The sequence below is a fragment of the Flavobacterium sp. KS-LB2 genome, assembly GCF_036895565.1.
Taxonomy (GTDB): domain Bacteria; phylum Bacteroidota; class Bacteroidia; order Flavobacteriales; family Flavobacteriaceae; genus Flavobacterium.
Genome location: NZ_CP145904.1, coordinates 1,823,718 through 1,849,492, shown reverse-complemented (window position 1 = coordinate 1,849,492; position 25,775 = coordinate 1,823,718). Strand labels below are relative to the sequence as shown.

Here is a 25,775-nt window from a genome sequence, read left to right as displayed (position 1 = left end):
TACAATAGTTATATGAGTAAAGTTATTACGCATTCTCTTTTTACCGATTTTGATATCGATTTATTTAAAGCTGGGAAACATTTTCGACTGTACGAAAAACTAGGCGCACATCTACTATCGGTTGACGGAGTAGATGGTGTTTATTTTGCAGTTTGGGCTCCTACGGCTCATTCAGTATCAGTAGTGGGAGATTTCAATTTTTGGACACAAGGAGAACACCAGTTGAATGTACGTTGGGATTCTTCCGGTATTTGGGAAGGTTTTATTCCAAATATCAAAAAGGGGACCACCTATAAATATAAAATACAATCTAATAATGGTGGAATTATAACAGAGAAAGCCGATCCGTTTGCTTTTTATTGCGAAAAACCACCTCATACAGCATCTGTAGTTTGGGATTTGGATTATAAATGGAAGGACAATAACTGGATGAAAACGCGTCAAAATCATAATGGTTTAGACAAACCCTATTCTGTTTATGAAGTACATTTAGGCTCTTGGAAACGCCATACTGAAGAAAATCGTTTTTTGACCTATCTAGAATTTGCAGAAGACTTAGTAAACTATGTCAAAGAAACAGGTTTTACTCATGTAGAGTTTATGCCTATTATGGAATATCCATATGATCCATCTTGGGGATATCAATTAGTGGGATATTTTGCGCCTACATCCCGTTTTGGGAATCCGCAAGAATTCATGCATTTAGTTGATAAATTGCATGAAGCAGGAATTGGAGTAATTCTGGATTGGGTACCATCTCATTTTCCAGATGACGCTCATGGTTTAGGCTTTTTTGACGGATCGAATCTTTTTGAGCATCCTGATCGCAGAAAAGGGTATCATCCGGATTGGAAAAGTTTAGTTTTTAATTATGGACGAAATGAAGTTCGTTCTTTCTTAATTAGTAACGCATTGTTTTGGTTACACCATTATCATGCAGACGCTTTGCGTGTTGATGCAGTAGCTTCCATGCTGTATTTAGATTATTCTAGAAATGATGGCGAGTGGGAACCCAATATTTACGGAGGTAGAGAAAATCTGGATACCATTAGCTTCTTGAAAGAATTCAATGAAGCCGTTTATCTAAACTATGAAGGTGTTCAAACTATAGCAGAAGAAAGTACTTCATTTCCAATGGTTTCTAGACCCACATCTGTTGGTGGTTTAGGTTTTGGTATGAAATGGATGATGGGGTGGATGCATGATACCTTAGCATACTTTCAAAAAGATACTGTATATAGAAAGTACCATCAAAATGATTTGACTTTTTCAATGACATATACCTTTTCAGAAAATTTCATGTTACCACTTTCACATGACGAAGTGGTTTATGGAAAGAAATCAATTGCCGGAAGAATGCCAGGCGATGAATGGCAGAAATTTGCCAATTTACGATTACTATACGGTTATATGTTTATGTATCCTGGAACTAAATTGTTGTTTATGGGAAGTGAATTTGGACAAAGTAGCGAATGGAATTTTGAAGGAAGTTTAGATTGGCATTTGTTGCAATATCCTTTTCATAGTGGTGTGAAAATATTGATCACAGATTTGAATACACTATACAAATCACAACCTGCTTTATACGAAAAACAATTTAGTCCTGAAGGCTTTGAATGGATTAATTACTCGGATCATCAAAATGCAGTAATGTCATTCATTCGTAAAGGAAATAACCCGAAGGACGATGTAGTAGTAGTGTGTAACTTTACACAAGTAACTAGGTCTAATTATCGAATTGGTTTGCCAAAGAAAGGAAAACTAACAGAGATTTTTAATAGTGATGCTTCCATTTATGGAGGAAGCGGAGTCTCGAACTCTAAAAAAATAGCAATTGAGGCTATGCCTTATGATGGAAGAGATTATTCAATAGAGTTGCTTTTACCACCATTAAGTGTTACCGTTTTTAAAATTATATAAATGTAAAACACTCCTTTTTTAAAGTACTTATAACTAATGGTTTTCATTTATAATGAAAACCATTATTGTATATTTTTGACTGTTGTATTGAAATTGACTAAAACGTTTTTGAGAATAAATTTCACATAAATAATTGTATACAAAGTAATTTTATAAGTTTGAGTGCTAGAAAAAGATTAAAATAAATACCATTAAAATGATTACAAATACAGAATTAGAATATAAAGGCGATCTATATCCCACAAAAATAGTTGCTTTTGAGCATGATGTTGATTCAATATATTTTCATACAGATAATAGCGTCATATTAAAAGTAACCGTATTAAGAGATAGTTTAATTCGGTTTAGATTTACTACAAAAGGGTATTTTAGCAACGATTTTTCTTATGCTGTAGATAAAAGTCATTCTCATGGTTATAATTTTCTGGAGGTTTCTGAAGTAGAAGATTATTATCAGGTAAAAACGAGTAAAGTAAAATGTAGAATTCAAAAAATAGATATGAGATTGTCTATTTTTGATTTTGAAGAAAATATTATTTTGGAAGACGAATTGGGTTTTCATTGGGAAGAAAGTTACGAATATGGCGGTAATATCGTAAAAATGAGTAAAGCTTCAAAAGATGGAGAGTGTTTTTATGGCCTTGGTGATAAAGCAACCCAAATGAATTTAAAAGGAAAACGATTGGAGAATTTTGCTACCGATCAATATGCTTTTCAAAAAGATCAGGAACCATTATACAAAGTAGTTCCGTTTTATATAGGTTTACAAAACAAACAATCGTACGGTATTTTCTTTGATAACACTTTTAGAACTTATTTTGATTTTTGTCACGAAAGGAGGAATGTAACGAGTTATTGGGCTGAAGGTGGAGAAATGAATTATTATTTTATTTATGGACCACAAATGCAAGATGTGGTTACTACTTACACTGATTTGACAGGAAAGCCGGAGTTGCCACCACTTTGGGCACTCGGCTATCACCAATGTAAATGGAGTTATTATCCTGAAAGTAATTTAAAAGATGTTGCAGCTAAATTTAGAGAATTACAAATTCCATGCGATGCACTGTATTTGGATATAGATTATATGGATGGCTTTCGATGTTTTACTTGGAATAAAGACTATTTTCCTGATCCCAAAAGAATGGTCGCAGAATTAGCCGAAGATGGTTTTAAAACAGTTGTAATCATTGATCCGGGAATAAAAATTGACAAAGAATATGCCGTATACAAAGAAGCCTTAGAAAAGGATTATTTCTGTAAAAGAGCCGATGGGCCTTATATGAAAGGGAAAGTTTGGCCAGGAGAATGTAATTTTCCAGACTATACAAATCCTACAGTAAGAGAATGGTGGGCAGGATTATTTAAAGAACTAATTTCAGATATTGGTGTAAAAGGAGTGTGGAACGATATGAATGAACCAGCTGTAATGGAAGTTCCTAATAAAACATTTCCCATGGATGTCCGTCACGATTACGATGGAAATCCTTGCAGTCATAGAAAAGCACATAATATTTATGGTACACAAATGGCAAGAGCCACGTATCACGGCGTGAAACGATTTGCGTATCCCAAAAGACCTTTTGTAATAACAAGATCTGCATATGCAGGTGCACAACGATATACGTCTTCATGGACAGGCGATAATGTTGCCACATGGGAGCACTTATGGATAGCCAATATCCAAGTGCAACGCATGTCAATTTCCGGTATGGGTTTCACAGGCTCTGATATTGGTGGATTTGCTGAACAACCTTCGGGAGAATTATACGCACGCTGGATTCAACTAGGTGTTTTTCATCCTTTTTGTAGAACGCACTCTTCAGGAGATCATGGAGATCAAGAACCATGGGCTTTTGACGAAGAGGTTATTGATATCACCAGAAAATTTGTCAATTTAAGGTATCAATTATTACCGTATTTATACACCATGTTTTGGCAATATATTGAGGAAGGGATTCCCATGCTGAAGCCATTAGTGTATTACGATCAAGATGATATTCAAACGCATTACAGAAATGATGAATTTGTTTTTGGAAATCAAATACTAGTTTGTCCTATTTTAGAACCAAATTCTTTGGGACGACGAATGTATATTCCTCGTGGACAATGGTATAATTATTGGACGAATGAAGAAGTAAAAGGAGGTAAAGAAATCTGGGTTGATACTAAATTTGATCAAATTCCAATTTTTGTAAAAGCAGGGGCAATTATTCCTAAATATCCAGTGCAGCAATATGTAGGGGAACTGGAATTTGAAGAATTAACTTTAGATATTTATTATAAGGAAGGTAAAGAAAAATCAGTAGTGTATGAAGATGCTCAAGATGGGTATGATTATAAAAAAGGACGATACAGCTTCTTATCGTTTAAGACTACTGGAAAGGAAAATGAATTAATTATTCAGTTGCACAAAGAAGGGAAGTATGATACAAATTATTCAAAGTATAAAATAAATCTTATTGGATTGCCTTTTAAAGTTGAAACAATTGAAATTGATAATGTAGAAGTGTCTTTTGATGAAAACACTTTAAAAAAAGAAGGGTATTTGATTGTTGATAAGGAATTTACGGCATTGCATATAACTGGCGAATAACAAAAAAGTTGATACTTTTACATTTAATTATGTAAATATAAATGTTTATAATAATTGTATTTTTGTTTAATATTTAAAATCTAAAATTATGAAAAAGCATTTAATAGTAGGGATTTTTGCAGTAGGATTAGTTTATTCTTGTGCAACGAATCCTATAACAGGGAAAAAAAATTTTAATATTGTTTCAAACACTGAATTGTTTCCAACATCGTTTCAACAATATGGTACTTTCTTAAAAGAAAATAAGGTAATTACCGGAACTGCAGATGCTAGAAAAGTGGAAGCAGTTGGGATGCGAATTAAAGCTGCTGCAGAAAAATATTTGACTTATTTAGGGCAATCACAATATTTGCAAGATTACCGTTGGGAATACAAATTGATTGACAATAAAGAGGTGAATGCTTGGTGTATGCCTGGAGGGAAAATTGTTGTTTATTCCGGGATTTTGCCAGTAACATTGAATGATTCAGGTTTAGCAACAGTAATGGGGCATGAAGTATCTCACGCTTTAGCAAATCATGGTGCGCAACGTATGAGCGCATCTCAATTGCAACAATTAGGAGCTGTAGGAGTAGCTGTAGCAACTGGAGGTAAAAGTGAACAAACACAACAAATATGGGGACAAGCATATGGTTTGGGTTCTCAGTTTGGTGTAATGCTTCCTTTTAGTAGAGGTCATGAAACGGAAGCTGATAAAATTGGACTTACTTTAATGGCAATTGCGGGATATAACCCGGATGAATCGATTACTTTTTGGTCTAGAATGGCTGCCCAATCTTCTGGACAAGCACCACCCGAATTTATGAGTACGCACCCTTCTGATGCAACAAGAATTGCAAATTTGAAAGCTTTAATCCCAGAAGCTAAAGCTTTAGCTGCTAAAGTTGGAGTTATTTATAAGTAAACGTTTAGTATATATTATTTTAAAAAGGCCGTCCTTAAAAATGATGGCCTTTTTTTATGAGCCATAATTACCAACTCTTTTTTATTCATTAATGATTATTTAATGTATAAATTATTTACTTTTTATATTGTTCTTAGCAAAAAATAAATAAATTCGTATCATAAAAAAATTAACATGGCTGATTTAGAAAAAGGAAGTAAAAAATTGTTGAATGCATGGGCTTTTTATGATTGGGCAAATTCAGTTTATACACTTACTATTGCCTCTGCAGTGTTTCCTATTTTTTATGAAGCTTTATTTTCTGAACAAAATCATTATATTGATGTTTTTGGTTTACATCTTAAAAATTCAGCTTTAATTAGTTTTGTGACCGCTACCGCATTTTTGTTAGTAGCTTTTATGTCGCCTTTATTATCTGGCATTGCAGATTATGTTGGTGATAAAAAAACATTTATGAAATTCTTTTGTTACCTCGGAGCCTTGTCATGTATGGGATTGTATTGGTTTAATCTGGAGAATATATACGTCGGGTTAGCATTTTATTTCCTTGGATTGATTGGATATTGGGGAAGTTTAGTTTTTTACAATTCCTATTTACCTGATATTGCTTATGTAGAGCAACAAGATAAAATTAGCGCCAAAGGATATTCCTTAGGATACATCGGAAGTGTCATTTTATTGATTATTAATTTAGCAATGATTATGAAGCCAAAACTTTTTGGTATTTCAGGAACAGATGGTGAAGCAGCAATGAAAGCCATGCGATATTCATTTGTTATGGTAGGAGTTTGGTGGATCCTATTCAGCCAGTATACCTATTATTTTTTGCCAAAAGGAAATAAAAATGCCAATCGTAAAGTAACACATCATGTTGTTTTCAATGGTTTTAAGGAGTTAAAAAAAGTTTGGTTTTTGTTGAAAGAAAACATTGCATTAAGACGCTATTTAGGAAGTTTTTTTGTGTACAGTATGGCTGTACAAACTGTAATGCTAGTTGCGACTTATTTTGGAGCACAAGAAATTGCTTGGTCCTCTAAAGCAGAAAGTACAACAGGCTTAATTATTTGTATTTTGATCATACAGTTAGTAGCTGTTCTTGGTGCAGTCCTAACTTCAAGAGCTTCAGAAAAATTTGGAAATATCCCAACTTTAATTGTGATTAACTGTATTTGGGCTCTATTTTGTGCGGTTGCATTTTTTATTACTTTACCAATCCATTTTTATATTATGGCTGGAATTGCAGGACTGGTAATGGGAGGCATTCAAGCTTTATCACGTTCAACATATTCTAAATTATTACCTGAAACGGATGATACAGCCTCTTTTTTTAGTTTTTTTGATGTTGCTGAAAAAATTGGAATTGTTATCGGGATGTGTATTTATGGCATTATCGATCAAATTACAGGAAGTCCAAGATTAGCAATTGTATTTCTGGGAGTGTTCTTTGTAGTGGGTGTTTTACTGTTAAAAAGAGTTCCAAAAAAAGGCGTTTTAAATTAATAAAACACCTTTTCTTAGCATTTTTTAGAAAATTATCCTTTCGAAATTGCTCCTGAGCCATTTACTTTTGTGTCTTTTTTCTTTGGATTTCCAATGTATTCAATGTCTCCAGAACCAGAAACTCGGGCATGAAGGCTTTCACTACAAAAAACTTTGCTATCTCCAGAGCCAGAAACAGTAATTTTTGCATTTTTGGCTTTCAAATTACCAGCATCTATATCACCAGAACCATTTAAATTGCTGTTGAAATTTTCAGTATTTCCTGTTAGAACAATATCTCCTGAACCACTTAAATTAACATCAAAGTCATTTGCTTCAACATCTAATTTCATATCACCTGAACCTGTTAATTTAGCTAAAAATGATTTTGCTTTAATGCTGTTTTTTGCTACTACATCACCAGAGCCAGTCAAAGTAACTTGACTGATACTTTCAAAAGGAACTATTATGATAATTTGCTTTCCTTTACTTGTGCTGATATACTTGTTCTTTTCAGTTGAAATTTTCAATACTTGATTAACAACTTCAATTTTAATTAAAGGCAATAAATTTTCTTCTCCTTTGATAGTAATGTTTCCCTCTTTTCCTGCAACCAATTCGACATCAAAAAAACCTGTAATAGCGATTTTATCATAGGAATTTGTCATTCTTTTTTCAGAAGTTACATTTCCATTGCCTTTTATTTTTTGGTTGGAGGACCATTGTCCATAAGTCATTGTAGTTAGTAAAAGAGAACAACTAACAAATAATTTGATTGAATTTTTCATAAATAGAGTTTTAAGATCATTGTTTTTTTACTAAAATTACATTTCCGTAATCTGAAATTATAGAGACGTTGTTGATTCCTTTTTTCTTGTAAAAACCACTGTATTTTTTTAAGTTATTTGAGTCTTCTTTAGAATTTATTTCTAATTCATTGTCATGTTTAAAAGTAGCATATTTTACACTCACATTAAAATCAAAAGCATAATTGGGGTCAAATCCAATGTTTAATCCCGTATAACCAGCAATTATTGTTACTGTATTGGCTTTTGCAGTAATGGTGCCAATAGTTACGTTGCTGTATTTTGTAGATAGTTTTAGATTTGTAGCGAGTTCACCAATTTTAAGGGTTAAATAATTTCCAGTTGCATCTAGGTTTTTTACATTCTGAATTTTAATATTTCCATATTTACTATTGTATTTTACGACATCACTTTCTTGAATATCTACATCAGTATAATCAGAAACCAAATCAAGTTTTGTGACTTCACCTATTTTTAGATTTGAATATTTTGCTGTAATAGCTGCATTTTTTAAAAATGAAATAGTCGAGTTAGAGCAATATTCTACTACTATATTGTTTGAGTTTCCAAATAATCTGCCTAGTGCTATTTTACCGTATTTACATTTGATTTCTGTCTCAGAAAATAAATCAGCGGTAGTAATATTTCCATATTTATTATAGAGTTTTACACTCCCGTTTTTAGGGATTTTGAGTATGTAATTGATCTGAAAACTATTGTTTTTGCCATTACTTTTATAACTAGAGTTATCTAAAATGGTTTTTGCAGTTATCATTCCTTTTAATGCAATGATGTCAACATCAATATCGTTGAGACGTTGGTTTACCCAGTTTTCGTTGTCACCGCTAACTTTTATAATGATATCTAATTCAGTTTTATCTTCATCCCATGTGGATACAGAAATATTACCATAGGAATTATCGATATAAAGACCCGCATCCGAATTTACGAAATATGCTTTTTTGATATTTTTTTGTTTGGTATGAATATAATCTGGATCATTGGAAAATCCTAAAAATGGAATTAAAATGAATAATAGGATAAGTTTAAATTGTTTTTTCATCAGATATATTTTTAAATTTTTCATTATTTTCAATGTGTAGCAGTACATTTTGTAAGAAAGAAATTCGGGTTTGAAGATTGCTAATCATGGCATAAATAATTTGTTTACTTTCTCCATTTGTTTCTAATTCCTTAATTATTTTTTCATAATCATTATCTAATGTTCTCATTTGCTTGAGTGCATCGGAAATTATTTTTTCATTTTCGGGTGATTTTTTTTCTTTTATTTTTTCTAATTCCTTTTCAATTAAAACCGTAAAAATAGAATCGGTTTGCTTTGTTTCTTTCGATGCAAATCGCAATTCTTCTGTTTTTTTAGGAATGTGATTAAAGATGGAAAGTCCCACCATAACTATGATAGAAGCAGCAATACCTATAGAAACGAAACGTTTCCAATTTGATTTTTTAGTTTTTAATTTTTTTAAAAAACGTTTCTCATGATTATTTTCAATGGTTTCAATGTCCCATTGATTTTCAAATTTTTCAAATAAATGGTCTAGTTTTTTATTTTCCTTTTTCATAATTCCTCTAGTTTTTTTCGTAAACAATCTTTCGCTCTACTTAGCGTAGTCCTGCAATTAGCATAACTAATATTAAGAATTTCGCTGATTTCTTCCTGATCATATCCTTCAATGAAAAATAAGGTTAAAACCATTCTGTAGTTGTATTTTAAGGAGTTGATGGCTTCTAAAATTTGTTTTACTTTTAGCTCATTAAAATTTGCACTTTCATTCAAAGCTGAATCATTTTCTTCTATTTTATGAAGCGTAGTGTCAAAATCTTCGGGTTTGAATTGATTATTTTTTTTATAAAAATCAATACTACAGTTCACGATTATTCTTTTTAACCAAGCACCAAAAGCAACTTCTTGTTTATAGGTATTTATTTTTGTGAATGCTTTTAAAAAACCTTCTTGCATAACATCTTCAGCAAAATGTACATCTTTTACAATTCGATACGAAACATTATACATCGCTTTTGCGTAGCGATTGTAAACTTCACATTGTGCTTTTTGATTTTTTTGCTTACAGAGCACGATTAATTCTTCAATATTATAGTTGGTTAAACTCAAACAGCTGATTTTAGTTTATTATAAGGACTCGGTCTTTTTATGTTTGTTACAGTTTTATAAAACTAAATTACATTTTTTCTTTAGACATGCTCTAAATTCTTTTGGTTGGGCAGTTTTTATGTATTCAAAAAGCTCTTTCTAGTGGAAAATAGAAGAAAAAGTTTGTGTTTTGGCATAGAGATTGACTCTTTTACTGCTGCGCAAATTATAGGAATTAAACATAGATTTTATACAAAAAGACTATTTTGAAATCCTATATTTGCTTAAATAATGAATTTTTTAATGACAAAAAGACTTAAATAATTATATGTCAAATCATAAAATACTTACCATTGACAATCTGTCACTTCAAGAATTTGATTCGGAAGCAGATTTAATTCCACTTTTGACTCCTGAGGATGAAGAGGAAATGAATAACGAGGCATTACCGGAATTATTGGCTATTTTACCGCTGCGAAATATGGTTTTATTTCCTGGGGTAGTCATACCAATTACTGCAGGACGTGACAAATCGATTAAATTGATCAATGACGCTAACGCTGCTGGAAAAACTATTGGCGTTGTAGCTCAAATCAATGAAGAAGACGAAGATCCTACCAAAGATGATATTCATAAAATAGGTACTGTAGCGCGTATTTTGCGTGTGCTAAAAATGCCTGATGGAAATATAACGGTAATTCTTCAGGGTAAAAAACGTTTTGAAATTGATTCTGTTATTGAGGAATCTCCTTATTTAACTGCAAAAATCAAAGAAGTTCCTGAAAAAAGACCTAGGAAAAATGATACTGAGTTTGTAGCAATTCTGGATTCTATTAAAGAATTAGCGATTCAGATTATCAAGGAAAGTCCAAATATTCCAAGTGAGGCTACTTTTGCGATTAAGAACATCGAAAGTCAATCGTTCTTAATCAATTTTGTTACTTCTAACATGAATTTGTCTGTTAAAGAAAAGCAAGATTTATTAGCGATTAATGAATTGAAAGGAAGGGCTTTAGAGACCTTACGTTATATGAATATTGAGTTACAAAAACTCGAATTAAAAAATGATATTCAGTCCAAAGTTCGTTTTGATTTAGACCAACAACAACGTGAATATTTCTTGCACCAGCAAATGAAAACCATTCAGGAAGAATTGGGTGGTGTTTCTCAGGAAGAGGAAATGGATGAAATGTTGCAAAAATCTTTGACTAAAAAATGGGACGAGAAAACTAAGAAACATTTCGAAAAAGAATTATCTAAAATGCGTCGCATGAACCCTCAAGCACCAGATTTTGGAATTCAAAGAAATTACTTAGAGTTGTTTTTGGAATTGCCTTGGAACGAATATTCCAAAGATAATTTTGATCTGAAAAGAGCACAAAAAATATTGGACAGAGATCATTTTGGTCTTGAAGATGTGAAAAAAAGAATGATAGAGCATTTGGCAGTTTTAAAATTGCGAAATGATATGAAGTCTCCGATTATCTGTTTGACAGGACCTCCCGGGGTTGGTAAAACTTCAATTGGACGTTCTATTGCAGAAGCGCTTGGTAGAGAATATGTGCGTATTTCATTAGGTGGTTTACGTGATGAATCAGAAATTCGCGGACATAGAAAAACCTATATTGGCGCCATGCCGGGAAGAATTATTCAAAGCTTGAAAAAAGCAGGAACTTCTAATCCAGTTTTTGTTTTAGATGAAATTGATAAATTATCAAACAGTAATCATGGTGATCCGTCTTCGGCATTATTGGAAGTTTTAGATCCAGAACAAAACAATTCTTTTTATGATAATTTCCTAGAAATGGGATATGATTTATCAAAAGTGATGTTCATTGCGACCTCAAATAATATGGCTGCGATTCAACCTGCGTTGAAAGACCGTATGGAAATTATCAAAATGTCTGGTTATACCATTGAAGAAAAGGTAGAAATTGCACGTCAGCATTTGTTTCCTAGACAATTGAAAGAACATGGTTTGACTACTAAAGATTTGACTATTGGAAAAAAACAATTAGAAAAAATTGTAGAAGGATATACACGTGAATCTGGAGTTCGTGGTCTGGAGGCTAAAATTGCTCAAGTAATCCGTAATGCAGCCAAATCAGTTGCAATGGAAGAAGAGTACAACAAGAAAGTAACTGAGGAAGATATCATAAAAACACTTGGTGTTCCAAGATTAGAAAGAGACAAATACGAGAATAATGATGTTGCCGGAGTGGTAACTGGTTTGGCATGGACTTCTGTTGGTGGTGATATTCTGTTTATAGAATCGTTGCTTTCTCCTGGAAAAGGATCCATGACTATTACTGGAAACCTAGGTACGGTTATGAAAGAGTCGGCAACTATTGCTTTGGAATATATTAAAGCGAATGCACAGCTTTTAGGATTGGATTCGGAAATACTTTCAAAATACAACATTCACTTACACGTTCCAGAAGGCGCTACACCAAAAGATGGTCCAAGTGCTGGAATTGCGATGTTGACGTCTTTAGTTTCGTTGTTTACACAAAAACGTGTCAAGAAAAACTTGGCGATGACAGGAGAAATCACGTTGCGTGGAAAAGTATTACCAGTAGGTGGAATCAAAGAAAAAATCCTAGCTGCCAAAAGAGCCAATATCAAAGAAATTATTCTATGTCATGAAAATAAAAGTGATATTGATGAAATAAAGCCAGAATATTTGGAAGGACTTTCTTTTCATTATGTAAAAGAAATGAGCGAAGTATTAAAATATGCTTTGACTGATCAGAAAGTTAAAAATGCAAAAACGTTATAGCGGAAATAAAATTCCAAATTCATAAATTCCAAATTCCAATTTTGATACGTCAAGTTTTGGAATTTGGAATTTCTTTTGTGAATTTTTTAAATTTATAATTTTATCTTCGCAGTTGCGTTTTACCTTAGATAAGCTGCAATTTAAAGCATGTTAAAAAAACTTTTTCTATACTCTTCAATTTTTGTTTGTTCTTTGGCTTACAGTCAAATAGGAGGCAAGTATACCTATCAGTTTTTGAACTTGGTCACTTCACCAAGACAAGCGGCACTCGGTGGAAAAGTAATCACCATTTATGATAATGATGTCAATCAGGCTCATTTTAATCCAGCGACCATCAATGCCGAGATGGACAATCATTTGGCTTTAAATTACGGGAGTTATTTTAAAGAGGTGACTTACGGAACGGCCTCGTATGCCTATACTTACGATCGTCATTTGCAAACTTTTCAAGCAGGAGTAAATTATGTGAACTATGGTAATTTTGAAGGCTATGACGAAAACGGTCAGCCAACCTCAGAATTTACCGGAAGCGAAATAGCGTTGTCTTTTGGGTATGCCTATAATATTCCCTACACCGACATTCATATTGGAGCAAGTGCTAAATTAATATCTTCTACTTTAGAAAGTTATAATTCGTTAGGTGGTGCAATTGATATAGGGGCACTTTTTATAGACGAGAGGAATGATGTTAATTGGGGTTTGGCTATTCGAAATATAGGGACTCAGTTTTCTACTTATAATGGCATTAATGAAAAACTACCACTCGAAATCATTTTTGGTGTTTCACAGGAACTCGAAAACGTACCCATACGGTGGCATCTTACTCTAGAGAATTTGCAACAATGGAATATTGCTTTTTCAAATCCAGTTAGGGAAGAACCTTCATTTGATGGAGAATCTACCGAAGAAAAGGTGTCATTTATAAATAATGCTTTGCGACATGTAATAGTAGGAGTAGAGCTTTTTCCTAAAAAAGCGTTTAATTTGCGTGTTGGATATAATTTTCGAAGAGCAGAGGAATTACGCCTTGAGGAACAACGTAATTTTTCGGGGGTTTCATTAGGTTTCGGACTTAAATTGAATAAGTTGAAATTTAATTATTCCTATTCCAGATATACATTAGCAGGAAACACGAGTCTTTTTGGGCTAACGATTAACTTTCAAGAATAATTTTCTAATTTAAACATACTATTTTGAAAAAAATTACCATAGCAATTGATGGATTTTCCTCTACAGGAAAAAGTACGTTAGCTAAACAACTTGCAAATCAATTAGGATATATCTATGTTGATACGGGAGCAATGTATCGTGCTGTAGCTTTATTCGCTATGCAAAACGGTTATATAAACGCTGATTTTTTTGACAAACAATCATTAATCAACAGTTTGCCTAGTATAAAATTGCAATTCAAATTTAATGCTGACTTGGGTTTTGCAGAAATGTATTTGAATGAAGTGAATGTTGAAACTCAAATCCGGACGATTGAAGTTTCTAGCTTTGTGAGCAAAGTAGCCGAAGTTTCTGAAGTTCGTGCCAAATTGGTAGAGCAACAAAAAGAGATGGGAAAAGACAAAGCGATTGTTATGGACGGTAGAGATATAGGAACAATAGTTTTTCCTGATGCGGAACTTAAAATTTTCATGACAGCAAGTGCAACCACCAGAGCACAAAGACGTTTTGAAGAATTGCAACAAAAAGGCGATGATGTGACTTATGAAGCAGTTTTGAAAAATGTGGAAGAACGTGATTATATTGATACTCATCGAGTTGACTCTCCATTAGTAAAAGCAGAAGACGCTATTGAAATTGATAATTCATATCTAAATCGAGAAGAACAATTTCAAGTTGTTTTAGATTTAGTAAATGAAATTACTAAAACGTTATAATTATTTGCAGATCGCATTTTTAATAGTAGATTTACGCCTTGTTAATTTTTTAAAAATAAAAAACAATTCATCTCATGGGAATTAAAAATAGATTGGTAATAATGAGCTTTCTTCAGTTTTTTGTTTGGGGAGCTTGGTTGATTACCATTGCAAATTACTGGTTTGGCACAAAAAGTTGGGAGGGAACTCAATTTGGGTTGGTTTTTGGAACGATGGGAATTGCCTCTTTATTTATGCCAACACTAACGGGAATAATTGCTGATAGATGGATTAATGCTGAAAAACTGTATGGAACGCTACATATTCTTTATGCGGCAGTTTTATTTTATATTCCTCAGGTCGCTACGCCCAATTCCTTTATTTATATTATGCTTCTGGCGATGTGCTTTTACATGCCTACAATTGCTTTGAGTAATTCTATATCCTACAATGCACTTAAGTTAAATAATAAAGATATTATTAAAAATTTCCCACCCATACGCGTTTGGGGAACAATAGGTTTTATTGTAGCGATGTGGATTACCAATTTAACAGGCAATAAAGCAACTGAGTATCAATTTTATATTGCGGGTTTAGCGGCAGTTTTTCTAGGTATTTATTCTTTCACATTGCCTCCATGTAAACCACAACGTTTATCAAAGGAAAATGCTTCTGTGATGGAAACATTGGGCTTAGAGTCGTTTAAATTATTTGCAGATTACAAAATGGCTTTGTTCTTTGTTTTCTCTATGTTTTTAGGAGGTGCTTTACAGCTTACAAATGCTTATGGAGATGTATTCTTGGATGAATTTAAACATTTCCCAAAATATGCAGATTCGTTCGTAGTGCAATATTCTACAATCATTATGTCGATTTCTCAAATATCAGAGACGTTATTTATTCTTGCGATTCCTTTTTTTCTAAGACGTTTTGGTATCAAACAGGTGATGTTAATTAGTATGTTGGCTTGGGTATTGCGTTTTGGATTATTTGCTTACGGAAATCCAACTAGTGGTTTGTGGATGATTATTATGTCATGCGTAGTTTACGGAATGGCATTTGATTTCTTTAATATCTCAGGATCGTTATTTGTGGAAACAAATACGGATCCTAAAAATCGTTCCTCCGCACAAGGTTTATTTATGATGATGACCAATGGTTTTGGAGCTGTTTTAGGGAGTTTTACTTCTGGATGGGCTATTGATAAATATTTTACCAAATCATTTAGTAACACAACGGATCTAGCAGGTTTCCTTGAAACAGAAACTACTAATCCAAAGATGTTGGAGTTTGTAACTAATCAAGGAAATACAATTGCAACTGATGGGCTGTTTAGTAAAGTCATTTTTATGAAGGACTGGCATACGATTTGGTTGGCTTTTGCTATTTATGCGTTGGTGATTGCCGTTGCATTCGCTTTATTATTCAAGCATAAACACAATCCTTTGGATGTTGAAAATATAAGTCATTAAAAAACGTCAGAAAAATAAATAGAACCCGATAACTGAAAAGAGTTATCGGGTTTTTTTATCATAAAAATTCGGATTAAAGTACATTAGCCCCGAGTGAAGTGGCATGCTTTTCTATTGCTTCTAGCCTTCAAAAGGCTAGAAGCAATAGAAAAGATACAGCGAAAAGCGGGAACAGAGTTCTTTAAAACCGCAAAATGTTCTGCTCCTAATAATCAGTCGATTATCTAAACATAAATATTTTGCTATTTAATATAAATGTGTTACTTTTGCAGTCCTTTTGGTGAATAAGAGTTTCCACTAGGGTTCAACTATTTATACAAACAACTTCTGCTGTTTTCTATCACATCAAGAAACTCGAGAGAATACAGAATACAAATTTTTAATCAGCATGTCTGAACAATTAAAATCACAAGAAGAGTTTTTAGCAAATTTTAACTGGCACAATTTCGAAGAAGGTATTGATGCTGTTGATGAGAAAAACTTATTAGAGTTTGAAGAACTAGTTTCAAAAACTTTTATTGCAACTGATCAAGAGGAAGTTGTAGAAGGAACAGTTGTAAGAATTACAGATAGAGACGTTATTGTTGATATCAATGCAAAATCGGAAGGTGTTATTTCATTAAATGAATTCCGTTACAACCCAGCATTAAAAGTAGGTGATACTGTTGAAGTATTAATTGACATCCGTGAGGACAAAACAGGTCAATTAGTTTTATCTCACAGAAAAGCACGTACTATCAAATCATGGGATAGAGTTATTTCGGCTAACGAAACAGGAGAAATCGTTAATGGTTTTGTAAAATGCAGAACTAAAGGTGGTATGATCGTTGACGTTTTCGGAATTGAAGCTTTCTTACCAGGATCTCAAATTGATGTTAAACCAATTAGAGACTACGATGTATATGTAAACAAAATGATGGAATTCAAAGTGGTAAAAATCAACCACGAATTCAAAAATGTTGTTGTTTCTCATAAAGCGCTTATCGAAGCGGATATCGAAATCCAGAAAAAAGAAATCATTGGTCAATTACAAAAAGGACAAGTATTAGAAGGTGTTGTTAAAAACATTACTTCTTATGGTGTCTTTATTGACTTAGGTGGAGTTGATGGATTGATTCACATTACTGACCTTTCTTGGTCAAGAATCAACCACCCATCTGAAGTTCTTGAATTAGATCAAAAATTAAATGTTGTAATCCTTGATTTCGATGATGAGAAAACAAGAATTCAATTAGGATTGAAACAATTAAACGCTCACCCTTGGGATGCTCTTGATGCTAAATTAGCAATTGGAGACAAAGTAAAAGGTAAAGTAGTTGTAATCGCTGATTACGGTGCTTTCATCGAAGTTGCTGAAGGTGTTGAAGGTTTAATCCACGTTTCTGAAATGTCTTGGTCTACGCACTTGCGTTCTGCTCAAGATTTCGTAAAAGTTGGTGATGTTGTTGAGGCTGTTATCTTGACTTTAGATAGAGACGACCGTAAAATGTCATTAGGTATCAAACAATTGTCTCAAGATCCTTGGACTGATATCACTGCTAAATACCCAGTAGGTTCTAAACATACAGGTATTGTTAGAAACTTTACAAACTTTGGAATTTTCGTAGAATTAGAAGAAGGAATTGATGGATTAATCTACATCTCTGACTTATCTTGGACTAAGAAAATCAAACACCCATCTGAATTTGTAAACGTTGGTGAAAAATTAGACGTAGTTGTATTAGAATTAGATGTTGACGGACGTAAATTATCTTTAGGTCACAAACAAACTACTGCTAATCCTTGGGATCAGTATGAAGATTCTTTCGCTGTAGGAACTATCCACAACGGTGAAATTTCTGAAATTGTTGACAAAGGAGCTACTGTAGAATTCGGAGATGATATCGTTGCTTTCATTCCTACTCGTCACCTTGAAAAAGAAGACGGGAAGAAATTGAAAAAAGGTGAATCTGCTGATTTCAAAGTAATCGAATTCAACAAAGAATTCAAAAGAGTAGTTGCATCTCACACTGCTATCTTCCGTGAAGAAGAAGAGAAAAATGTGAAATCAGCTTCAGAAAACACATCATCTAACTCATCTACTAATGCACCAGCTGCAACTTTAGGAGATAACAATGATATGTTAGCTGCATTGAAAGCTAAAATGGAAAAATCAGAGAAAAAATAATTTCTTGAATTTTTTTGAATATAGAAAGCCTCACAGTAATGTGAGGCTTTTTTTTGCTTTAGATGGTTCTATTTAAATTTTTTGGTGCTCGGTTCAATTTCAATTTACGATTCCTTCCGTTTTGTGAAAGGTTTTAATCGGAGCTACTTATCACAAATTATTTTCAGAAGACTTCAATAATAATCAATTATAATTCACTGATAATCAATAAATTAAAAAATATTTTAGTTTTTTTAAAACCAAAAGCTATTGTAGTGCGTAAATGACTTTATATAACTTAAAAAAATAGATTTTATGAAAACTAGAAAATTATTATCAGTTGCTTTTATGGCATTAGTATTTGGAGCAACTTCTTTTGCACAAAAAACAGTAATGGTAGGTGGAGCAGCCATGTATCCTTCAAAAAACATTGTTGAGAACGCAGTAAATTCAAAAGAACATACCACTTTAGTAGCAGCAGTAACAGCAGCAGGTTTAGTTGAAACATTACAAAGTAAAGGACCATTCACCGTTTTTGCCCCAACAAATGCCGCGTTTGATAAATTACCAGCTGGAACAGTAACTACATTGTTAAAACCAGAAAACTTAAAAACATTACAAACAATTCTTACCTATCATGTTGTAGCAGGAAAAATGAACGCTTCGGATATAGCAAAAGCTATTAAAATGGGTAATGGAAAAGCGACTATGAAAACAGTAAGTGGTGGAACTTTGACAGCTTGGATGCAAGGAAAAGATCTATACATTACAGATGAGAATATGAATAAAGCTAAAGTGACTATTGCAGATGTAAATCAATCAAACGGTGTTATTCACGTGATTGATGCTGTAGTATTACCTAAACAATAATTTTAGGATTAAAGGTTGATATTTTGTTAGTCTTAAGAGCCCTGCTAATAGCGGGGCTTTTTTGTGCAAAAAAAATCCCAATTCTAAAATTTTTTAGAATTGGGATTTAATACTTTTTCAAAAGTGTTATTATCGTAAGCTGGCACCAAGTTCCGTTTCGAAATTATTTTGCAATTTGCTCATAATTTTATCAATTTGAACATCGGTTAGTGTTTTAGAATTATCTTGAATTGTAAAACTTAACGCATATGATTTTTTCCCTTCTGGAAGATTTGTTCCTTCATAAACATCAAATAAATTAATGTCTTTCAAGAGTGCTTTCTCTGATTGACGTGCAATGTTATAAATACTGTCATAGGTTACGTTTTGATCAATTAGCAACGCTAAATCTCTACGAACTTCAGGATATTTAGGAATCTCGGTGTATTTTATCTTGGTTGAAATCAATTTCAGAATTAACGCCCAATTAAAATCGGCGAAAAGTACTTCTTGTTTGATTCCAAAATGTTTTAACACTGATTTTTTAACAACTCCTAATTCCACCACAATCTCTGTTCCTACACTAATAGCAATTCCTTCAGAAAAAACATCTGAAGTTACAGGTACATTTTGTGTTTTTTGAATGCCTAATCTGGAAAGGATTCCATTCACATATCCTTTGAATAAAAAGAAATCAGATGGTTTTTGAGTGCTGGTCCAGTTTTCTTGATTTCTGTTTCCAGAAAGAAATAAAGTAAGATGTTTTTTTTCTTCGTATCCAGCAAGATAGTTATGGTACGATTTTCCAAATTCGAATAATTTCAAATCGGAATTTTTTCGATTGATATTATATGAGATTACTTCCAGTCCAGAAAACAACAAAGATTGACGCATGGTAGCTAAATCAGCACTTAGCGGATTTAACATTGTTACGTTGTTTGCTGGATTCAATACCTCTGAAAGTTCAACATAAGACGCAGTTGTCAATGAATTTGCCATCATTTCATTAAACCCTTGAGAATTTAACTGTGTGGCAATCAAATTTTGTATTTTGTAGTCTTCATTTCTTGGAGCATTAGAAACGGTAGCATTTAATTTTTTAGAAAAATTAATATTGTTGTATCCGTAAACTCTCAATATTTCCTCTATAACATCTATTTCTCTTTGAACATCAACGCGGTAAGAAGGAATAGTTAATCCCAATCCAGCATCTGAAACACTGTTTACTTTGATGTCTAATGAAACCAATATTTTCTTAATAGTATCTTTTGGTAATTCCTCTCCAATAATTTTAGCTACTTTACTGAAGTTTAAAAATACAGAAAAGTCTTCAATTTTCTTTGGATACATATTAATTAAATCCGAAGTTATTTCACCACCGGCTACTTCTTGTATCAATAAAGCAGCACGCTTTAGCGCGTACTCTGTAATTGTTGGGTCAATTCCTCTTTCAAAACGGAAAGAAGCATCTGTATTTAATTGATGTCTTTTAGCAGTTTTACGAATGCTAACAGGATTGAAATAGGCACTTTCTAAAAATATAGAATTCGTACTTTCAGAAACTCCTGATTTTTTTCCACCAAAAACTCCTGCAATACATAAAGGTCCTTTTTCGTCACATATCATTAAGTCTTCTTCGTGTAATGTTCTTTCAATGTCATCAAGAGTAGTAAATTTTGTTCCTGAAGGAAGCGTTTGAACTACTATTTTACCGTTAATCTTTGAAGCATCAAAGGCATGTAGCGGTTGACCCAATTCATGTAAAACGTAATTAGTGACATCTACAATATTGTTTTTTGGATTTAATCCAATCGCTTTTAATCTGTTTTGTAACCAAGCAGGAGAAGGTTTTACTTCAATACCAGAAATAGTTACACCACAATATCTGGGAGCAAGTTTAGGCTCTTTTACATCAATATCAATTTTCAAAGTTCTCTTATCTACTCTGAAATTGCTCACTGAAGGTGTAATTAATTCAACGTTAACTCCACTTTGGAGCATTCCTGCTCTTAAATCTCGCGCTGTTCCTAAATGACTCATAGCATCAGCACGATTAGGTGTTAATCCTATCTCGAAAACTTCGTCATTTTCAATTTTGAAAACTGTTGCAGCAGGAGTTCCTGGAAGTAATGCTTCATCAAGGATCATAATCCCGTCATGGTTTTCCCCAAGACCTAATTCATCTTCGGCACAAATCATTCCGTGACTTTCCTGTCCGCGAATTTTTCCTTTTTTGATTGAAAAAGCAGTTCCTTCCTTATCGTATAATGTAGTGCCAATTGTAGCAACAGGTACTTTCTGTCCTGCAGCAACATTACTCGCACCGCAAACAATTTGTACAGGAATACCATTTCCTAAATCTACAGTAGTTATTTTTAGTCTATCAGCGTCCGGGTGTTGGATGCAAGTAAGAACATGTCCTACAACAATGCCTTCTAATCCGCCTTTTACCGATTGGTATTTGTCAACAATTTCTACTTCTAGACCTAAATCAGTTAGTAGTGCTGCAGTTTCTTCGGATTTCCAGTCTATTTTAATGAATTGTTTTAACCAGTTGTAAGATATTTTCATCTGTCAATTTTAATGAGATTACTTCGTCAGTTCGACCTACGGTCTCGCGTGCAAATATAAGGATTGCAGTTTGGAGTAAGAAACAATTTTTTTGGTTTTTTATAACTGATTTGGTCTTATAAGTAAGTATTTAAAATAAGAATTTAATAGTATTTGTTGTAAATAAATATGAATTAAATAATAAATTTAGGTTAAAAAAAACAGATATGAAAATTTAATGCTATTAGTTGAATGAATTGTGCTATTTTAATACTAAAGATGAAGGTATATTTGATAAAACATAAATAGATAGCAACATGGATAACGTAGTAAAAAGACCTGATTTTAAGGCAACATATGATAATTATATTGGTGGAAAATTTGTTGCTCCAATAGGTGGGCAGTATTTTGACGTGGTTTCTCCGGTTGACGGGAAGGTATTTACAAGAGCAGCGCATTCCACTAAAGTAGATTTAGATTTAGCTGTTGATACTGCGTATGAAGCTTTCCAGACATGGGGAAAAACATCTGTTACTGAACGAAGTAATTTATTGAATAAAATTGCTCAGGTTATGGAAGATAATTTAGAATATCTTGCCACGGTAGAAACAATTGACAATGGAAAAGCCATTCGGGAGACATTAGCTGCTGATATGCCTTTGGCAATAGATCATTTTAGATATTTCGCTGGAGTAATTCGTGCTGAAGAAAGTTCCATCGCCGAATTGGATTCGCAAACAGTTTCAATCGCTTTAAGCGAACCTTTGGGTGTTATTGCTCAAATTATCCCTTGGAATTTCCCTATTTTAATGGCTGTTTGGAAACTAGCGCCAGCATTAGCAGCAGGAAATACAGTAGTTTTGAAACCTGCAGAAAGTACACCAATTTCAATTATGGTTTTGATGGAATTGATTGGTGATATCTTGCCTCCTGGAGTTATAAATATTGTTAATGGTTTTGGTGCTGAACTTGGAAGAGCTTTGGTTACTAATAAAAAAGTATCAAAAGCAGCTTTTACAGGTTCTACAACAACGGGTCGTTTAGTGATGCAATATGCCACCGAAAATATTATTCCGGTAACTTTAGAACTTGGAGGAAAATCTCCAAATATTTTTATGAAATCTGTAGGTGATGCTGATGATGATTTCTTTGATAAAGCGGTTGAAGGTGCGGTAATGTTTGCTTTAAATCAAGGAGAAATTTGTACATGTCCGTCGAGATTATTGGTTCACGAAGATATTTATGAAAAATTTATTGCTCGAGTAATTGAAAGAACTGCAGCAATCAAATTAGGAAATCCATTGGACAAAACTACCATGATGGGAGCACAGGCTTCTCTGGTTCAAAAAGAGAAAATCCTGACTTACATAAAATTAGGAAAAGAAGAAGGCGCAGAAGTTTTAATTGGAGGTGAAGAAAATCATTTGGAAGGGAATTTAGCTGGTGGTTATTATATTAAACCAACACTTTTCAAAGGACATAACAAAATGCGTATTTTTCAAGAAGAAATTTTTGGACCAGTTTTGGCTGTTACTACTTTTAAAACAACTGAAGAAGCGATTGCGATTGCAAATGATACGATGTATGGTTTAGGAGCTGGACTTTGGACACGCGATGCACACGAGATTTATCAGGTTCCGAGAGCGATTCAAGCGGGTCGTGTTTGGATTAATCAGTACCATTCTTATCCTGCAGGAGCTCCTTTTGGTGGATACAAACAGTCTGGAATTGGTCGTGAAAACCATAAAATGATGCTTGGGCACTATCGTCAGACAAAAAACATGCTGATTTCTTATGATAAAAAGAAATTGGGTTTCTTTTAGTTAATTACTGATTATTGGTTAATCATAAACCTGGCAGATTGTATGATTTGTCAGGTTTTATTTTAAATTAAAAAATGATGATAAAAAGAATTGATGCCACAGAAAAAGCAATAGAATTAATTAAGGTTCTAAAAGAAAAACACGGAGATTTGATGTTTTATCAAGCAGGAGGATGTTGCGAGGGAACGCAACCACAATGTTTTGAAAAAGGCGGATTTTATCAGCGAATGGGTGATGTACGTATTGGTACAATTGAAGATACTGAATTTTGGGTAGACAAGGATTTATTCGAATATTGGAAACATGCACATTTTACTTTGGATGTAATTGATGCTTTTGGGGTAGGAGGATTTTCCTTAGAAACACCTTTGAAAAAAACATTCCGAATTGAATATAGAATCTTTACTCCGGAGGAAGAATTATCACTAGAACCAGTTATTTTTATTGAATAATCTAGTTTACGTATAATAATTGATATTGTTTTGGAGTAATTCCTTCATGTTTTTTAAACAATCGAATAAAGTAATTACAATCTTCAAATCCAGATAAGTAACATACTTCATTGATTTGTATCGAAGGATTTTTTAGCAATTGTTTAGCGCATCTTATTTTTTCTCCAATTACAAATTCAATAGGGCTCATTCCTAGTTCTTTTTTGAAAAAACGATAGAAAGAAGTAGAACTCATACATGCTTTTTCACTCAAATGTTTCATGTTAAAGTTTTCTTTTAAATTCAACCGAATGAATTCTACAACTTCAGTAATAGGGTTCTTGGGATCAATAAATAGTCCATCTTCAATTGATTTAGCAGTTTGTGTCTGTATAATGCGAATCAATAATTCTTGCAAAGACAAATCGGCCAAAACATCTTTAGTTATGGAAGTACTCATGCATTCTTTGATTAATTTATTTATTGTTGTTGCTAATTCTATATTATTATAAAAAAAATAATTTTGGTAGTTCAATTGCCAGAATTGGTCTTTTGCTTCTTTTGGGTAACGTTCGTTTAAAAACGCTAAGGTATCTGTAATTTTAGTTTGGTCTATCGCCAAAGCCAAACACTGCGTCGGATTATTTTTAGAAGCCTCCGGAAAATCGATTTTCATCTCTACATTCGAGGGAATTACGACGGTTTCACCTGGTAAATAGACAAAACTTGGGTCATCAAAAAGATGCATTATTTTTTTACCTCGCAACATGCTGGTCACCACAAAATCATTAAATTTCAAAGGAACTAATGTAGAGGATTCGTAGGTTTCAAAAAGATTCAGTTCACAATGGTTTAAAGAGTAAACGGTCCTATTTTCTACTAATGTTTTTAAAGATTTTTCGTTTGATAAATGAGGTGGATTTATAAAAGCGCGGTTACTATTCATAGTTTTAAACTTTAAAAAGGCAAAGCTTAAATTTAATAAAAATAATTAGAACCGGAACACTCTTTAACAAAATTTAAATTAATTCTTCTACATGTTTTTTAATATTCTGAGCAATTTTATGTGTTGGTAAATCATTTTCATCGCTCCCAAAAGGATCTTCAATTTCTTCAGCAATTAATTCTAAACTCGCCAAAACATAAAAAATAAATACGACAACCGGAACTACATAATAGCCTAAACTAAAAGAATATCCAAAAGGCAAAGTCATCACATAAAAAAAGATGAATTTTTTAAGAAAAGCACTGTAGGAGTAGGGAATAGGAGTGTTTTTGATTCGTTCACAAGCACCGCAAATGTCAGTAAATGATTTGACTTCTTCATTTAAAATAATGAGTTGATCACCTGTTATTTTTTTGGAATCATATAAATCATTAATTTTCTGAAATAACATTTTTGCGACTTGATTGGGCTTGTGTTTGTGATAATCAATTTCTAAATCGACATCTTCAAATAATTGTTTGCTGGTATCATCATCATTCAAATGTTTATGCAAAATAGACGCATAGCTAGGAATCATTTTTCGAAAGTATTTGCGATCTTTTTCATCTTTTAAAATAACAGCTAATTTAAGCGCAAAATTACGGCTGTTGTTGACTAATGCACCCCACATTTTACGGCCTTCCCACCAGCGATCATAGGCAGTATTGGTTCTGAAAACTAGCAATAATGAAATCACGAAACCAAGCATTCCGTGCATGATTGTAATATTCTTTACATAACTGTTGTCCGCTAATTTCCAATATTCAACTTCTAAATAACCGATAATTCCAGAATAAACACCAATAGCGAGCATTATTGGCATTAACGTTCTAAAAGTGTCCGCTTTGTGAAAACGAAAAATAAAAGTAAACCAGTCTTTTGTATTATATGAAACCATTTAATAAGCTTTTTTAGCAAATTTAAATTAAAAATTAAGATTTTATGCTACTTACAAAAGTGCAATTCAAATAAATATTGAATAAAAAAAGGAACTATCTTTTGGATAGTTCCTTTTGTAATGGATTTGTCTAAAAAAGTAGTAAAACTTAATAGAGAA

Annotated in this window: 19 protein-coding genes; 12 read left to right on the top strand and 7 right to left on the bottom strand. The window is 32.9% G+C overall.

Going from position 1 to position 25,775, the window contains the following annotated elements:
* Positions 1 to 12 precede the first annotated feature (12 nt).
* From glgB to V5J73_RS07775, 4 genes are all read left to right on the top strand, one after another.
* Positions 13 to 1,920, top strand: a complete 1,908-nt coding sequence (gene glgB, locus V5J73_RS07790) for a 1,4-alpha-glucan branching protein GlgB (RefSeq protein WP_338644737.1) — start codon at positions 13 to 15, stop codon at positions 1,918 to 1,920.
* A gap of 196 nt (positions 1,921 to 2,116) precedes the next feature.
* On the top strand, positions 2,117 to 4,516 hold the full coding sequence (locus V5J73_RS07785; protein WP_338644735.1) for a glycoside hydrolase family 31 protein: 2,400 nt from the start codon (positions 2,117 to 2,119) through the stop codon (positions 4,514 to 4,516).
* 88 nt (positions 4,517 to 4,604) lie between these two features.
* On the top strand, positions 4,605 to 5,420 hold the full coding sequence (locus tag V5J73_RS07780) for a M48 family metallopeptidase (protein WP_338644732.1): 816 nt from the start codon (positions 4,605 to 4,607) through the stop codon (positions 5,418 to 5,420).
* Positions 5,421 to 5,594: 174 nt separating this feature from the next.
* Positions 5,595 to 6,920, top strand: coding sequence for an MFS transporter (locus V5J73_RS07775; RefSeq protein ID WP_338644730.1), 1,326 nt, complete (start codon positions 5,595 to 5,597; stop codon positions 6,918 to 6,920).
* 32 nt (positions 6,921 to 6,952) lie between these two features.
* Here V5J73_RS07775 and V5J73_RS07770 read toward each other — a convergent pair whose 3' ends face one another.
* From V5J73_RS07770 to V5J73_RS07755, 4 genes are read right to left on the bottom strand one after another with little or no spacing between them, the layout of a single operon-like run.
* Entirely contained in the window at positions 6,953 to 7,687 is a 735-nt protein-coding gene (locus V5J73_RS07770; protein WP_338644727.1) for a head GIN domain-containing protein, read from the bottom strand.
* Between the two features lie 16 nt (positions 7,688 to 7,703).
* Positions 7,704 to 8,768 (bottom strand): hypothetical protein, encoded by a 1,065-nt coding sequence (locus tag V5J73_RS07765; protein WP_338644725.1) that lies wholly within the window; start codon positions 8,766 to 8,768, stop codon positions 7,704 to 7,706.
* A complete protein-coding gene (locus tag V5J73_RS07760; RefSeq protein WP_338644723.1) occupies positions 8,752 to 9,288 on the bottom strand; it encodes an anti-sigma factor in 537 nt (178 codons plus the stop codon). Before V5J73_RS07760 ends, V5J73_RS07765 begins: the two co-directional genes overlap by 17 nt.
* Complete coding sequence (locus V5J73_RS07755) at positions 9,285 to 9,839, bottom strand: RNA polymerase sigma factor (RefSeq protein WP_338644721.1); 555 nt, start codon at positions 9,837 to 9,839, stop codon at positions 9,285 to 9,287. The genes V5J73_RS07760 and V5J73_RS07755 overlap by 4 nt, the downstream gene beginning before the upstream one ends.
* Before the next feature lie 307 nt (positions 9,840 to 10,146).
* Here V5J73_RS07755 and lon point away from each other — a divergent pair, with 307 nt between their 5' ends.
* From lon to V5J73_RS07725, 6 genes are all read left to right on the top strand, one after another.
* The gene (lon, locus tag V5J73_RS07750; protein WP_338644719.1) at positions 10,147 to 12,597 is read left to right on the top strand and encodes an endopeptidase La; all 2,451 of its coding nucleotides are present in this window, start codon (positions 10,147 to 10,149) and stop codon (positions 12,595 to 12,597) included.
* A gap of 147 nt (positions 12,598 to 12,744) precedes the next feature.
* The gene (gene porQ, locus V5J73_RS07745) at positions 12,745 to 13,767 is read left to right on the top strand and encodes a type IX secretion system protein PorQ (RefSeq protein WP_338644717.1); all 1,023 of its coding nucleotides are present in this window, start codon (positions 12,745 to 12,747) and stop codon (positions 13,765 to 13,767) included.
* 23 nt (positions 13,768 to 13,790) lie between these two features.
* Positions 13,791 to 14,483: a (d)CMP kinase gene (gene cmk / locus V5J73_RS07740; protein WP_338644715.1), complete on the top strand. Its 693-nt coding sequence runs from the start codon at positions 13,791 to 13,793 to the stop codon at positions 14,481 to 14,483.
* A gap of 74 nt (positions 14,484 to 14,557) precedes the next feature.
* A complete protein-coding gene (locus V5J73_RS07735) occupies positions 14,558 to 15,934 on the top strand; it encodes a nucleoside permease (RefSeq protein ID WP_338644713.1) in 1,377 nt (458 codons plus the stop codon).
* A gap of 388 nt (positions 15,935 to 16,322) precedes the next feature.
* Positions 16,323 to 18,101, top strand: a complete 1,779-nt coding sequence (gene rpsA / locus V5J73_RS07730; protein ID WP_338644711.1) for a 30S ribosomal protein S1 — start codon at positions 16,323 to 16,325, stop codon at positions 18,099 to 18,101.
* A 294-nt stretch (positions 18,102 to 18,395) separates the two neighbouring features.
* Positions 18,396 to 18,950 (top strand): fasciclin domain-containing protein, encoded by a 555-nt coding sequence (locus V5J73_RS07725; protein ID WP_338644709.1) that lies wholly within the window; start codon positions 18,396 to 18,398, stop codon positions 18,948 to 18,950.
* Positions 18,951 to 19,079: 129 nt separating this feature from the next.
* Here V5J73_RS07725 and pheT read toward each other — a convergent pair whose 3' ends face one another.
* Positions 19,080 to 21,500, bottom strand: coding sequence for a phenylalanine--tRNA ligase subunit beta (gene pheT, locus V5J73_RS07720; protein ID WP_338644707.1), 2,421 nt, complete (start codon positions 21,498 to 21,500; stop codon positions 19,080 to 19,082).
* Between the two features lie 296 nt (positions 21,501 to 21,796).
* Between pheT and V5J73_RS07715 the strand changes: the two genes are divergently transcribed.
* Positions 21,797 to 23,302, top strand: a complete 1,506-nt coding sequence (locus tag V5J73_RS07715) for an aldehyde dehydrogenase family protein (RefSeq protein WP_338644705.1) — start codon at positions 21,797 to 21,799, stop codon at positions 23,300 to 23,302.
* Positions 23,303 to 23,379: 77 nt separating this feature from the next.
* Positions 23,380 to 23,754: a DUF779 domain-containing protein gene (locus V5J73_RS07710; protein WP_338648604.1), complete on the top strand. Its 375-nt coding sequence runs from the start codon at positions 23,380 to 23,382 to the stop codon at positions 23,752 to 23,754.
* Between the two features lies 1 nt (position 23,755).
* Here V5J73_RS07710 and V5J73_RS07705 read toward each other — a convergent pair whose 3' ends face one another.
* Both V5J73_RS07705 and V5J73_RS07700 read right to left on the bottom strand, forming a co-directional pair.
* On the bottom strand, positions 23,756 to 24,679 hold the full coding sequence (locus V5J73_RS07705) for an AraC family transcriptional regulator (protein ID WP_338644703.1): 924 nt from the start codon (positions 24,677 to 24,679) through the stop codon (positions 23,756 to 23,758).
* A 73-nt stretch (positions 24,680 to 24,752) separates the two neighbouring features.
* Positions 24,753 to 25,616 carry a bestrophin family protein gene (locus V5J73_RS07700; RefSeq protein ID WP_338644701.1) on the bottom strand — a complete coding sequence of 288 codons (864 nt, stop codon included), beginning with the start codon at positions 25,614 to 25,616 and terminating at the stop codon, positions 24,753 to 24,755.
* Positions 25,617 to 25,775: the final 159 nt, after the last annotated feature.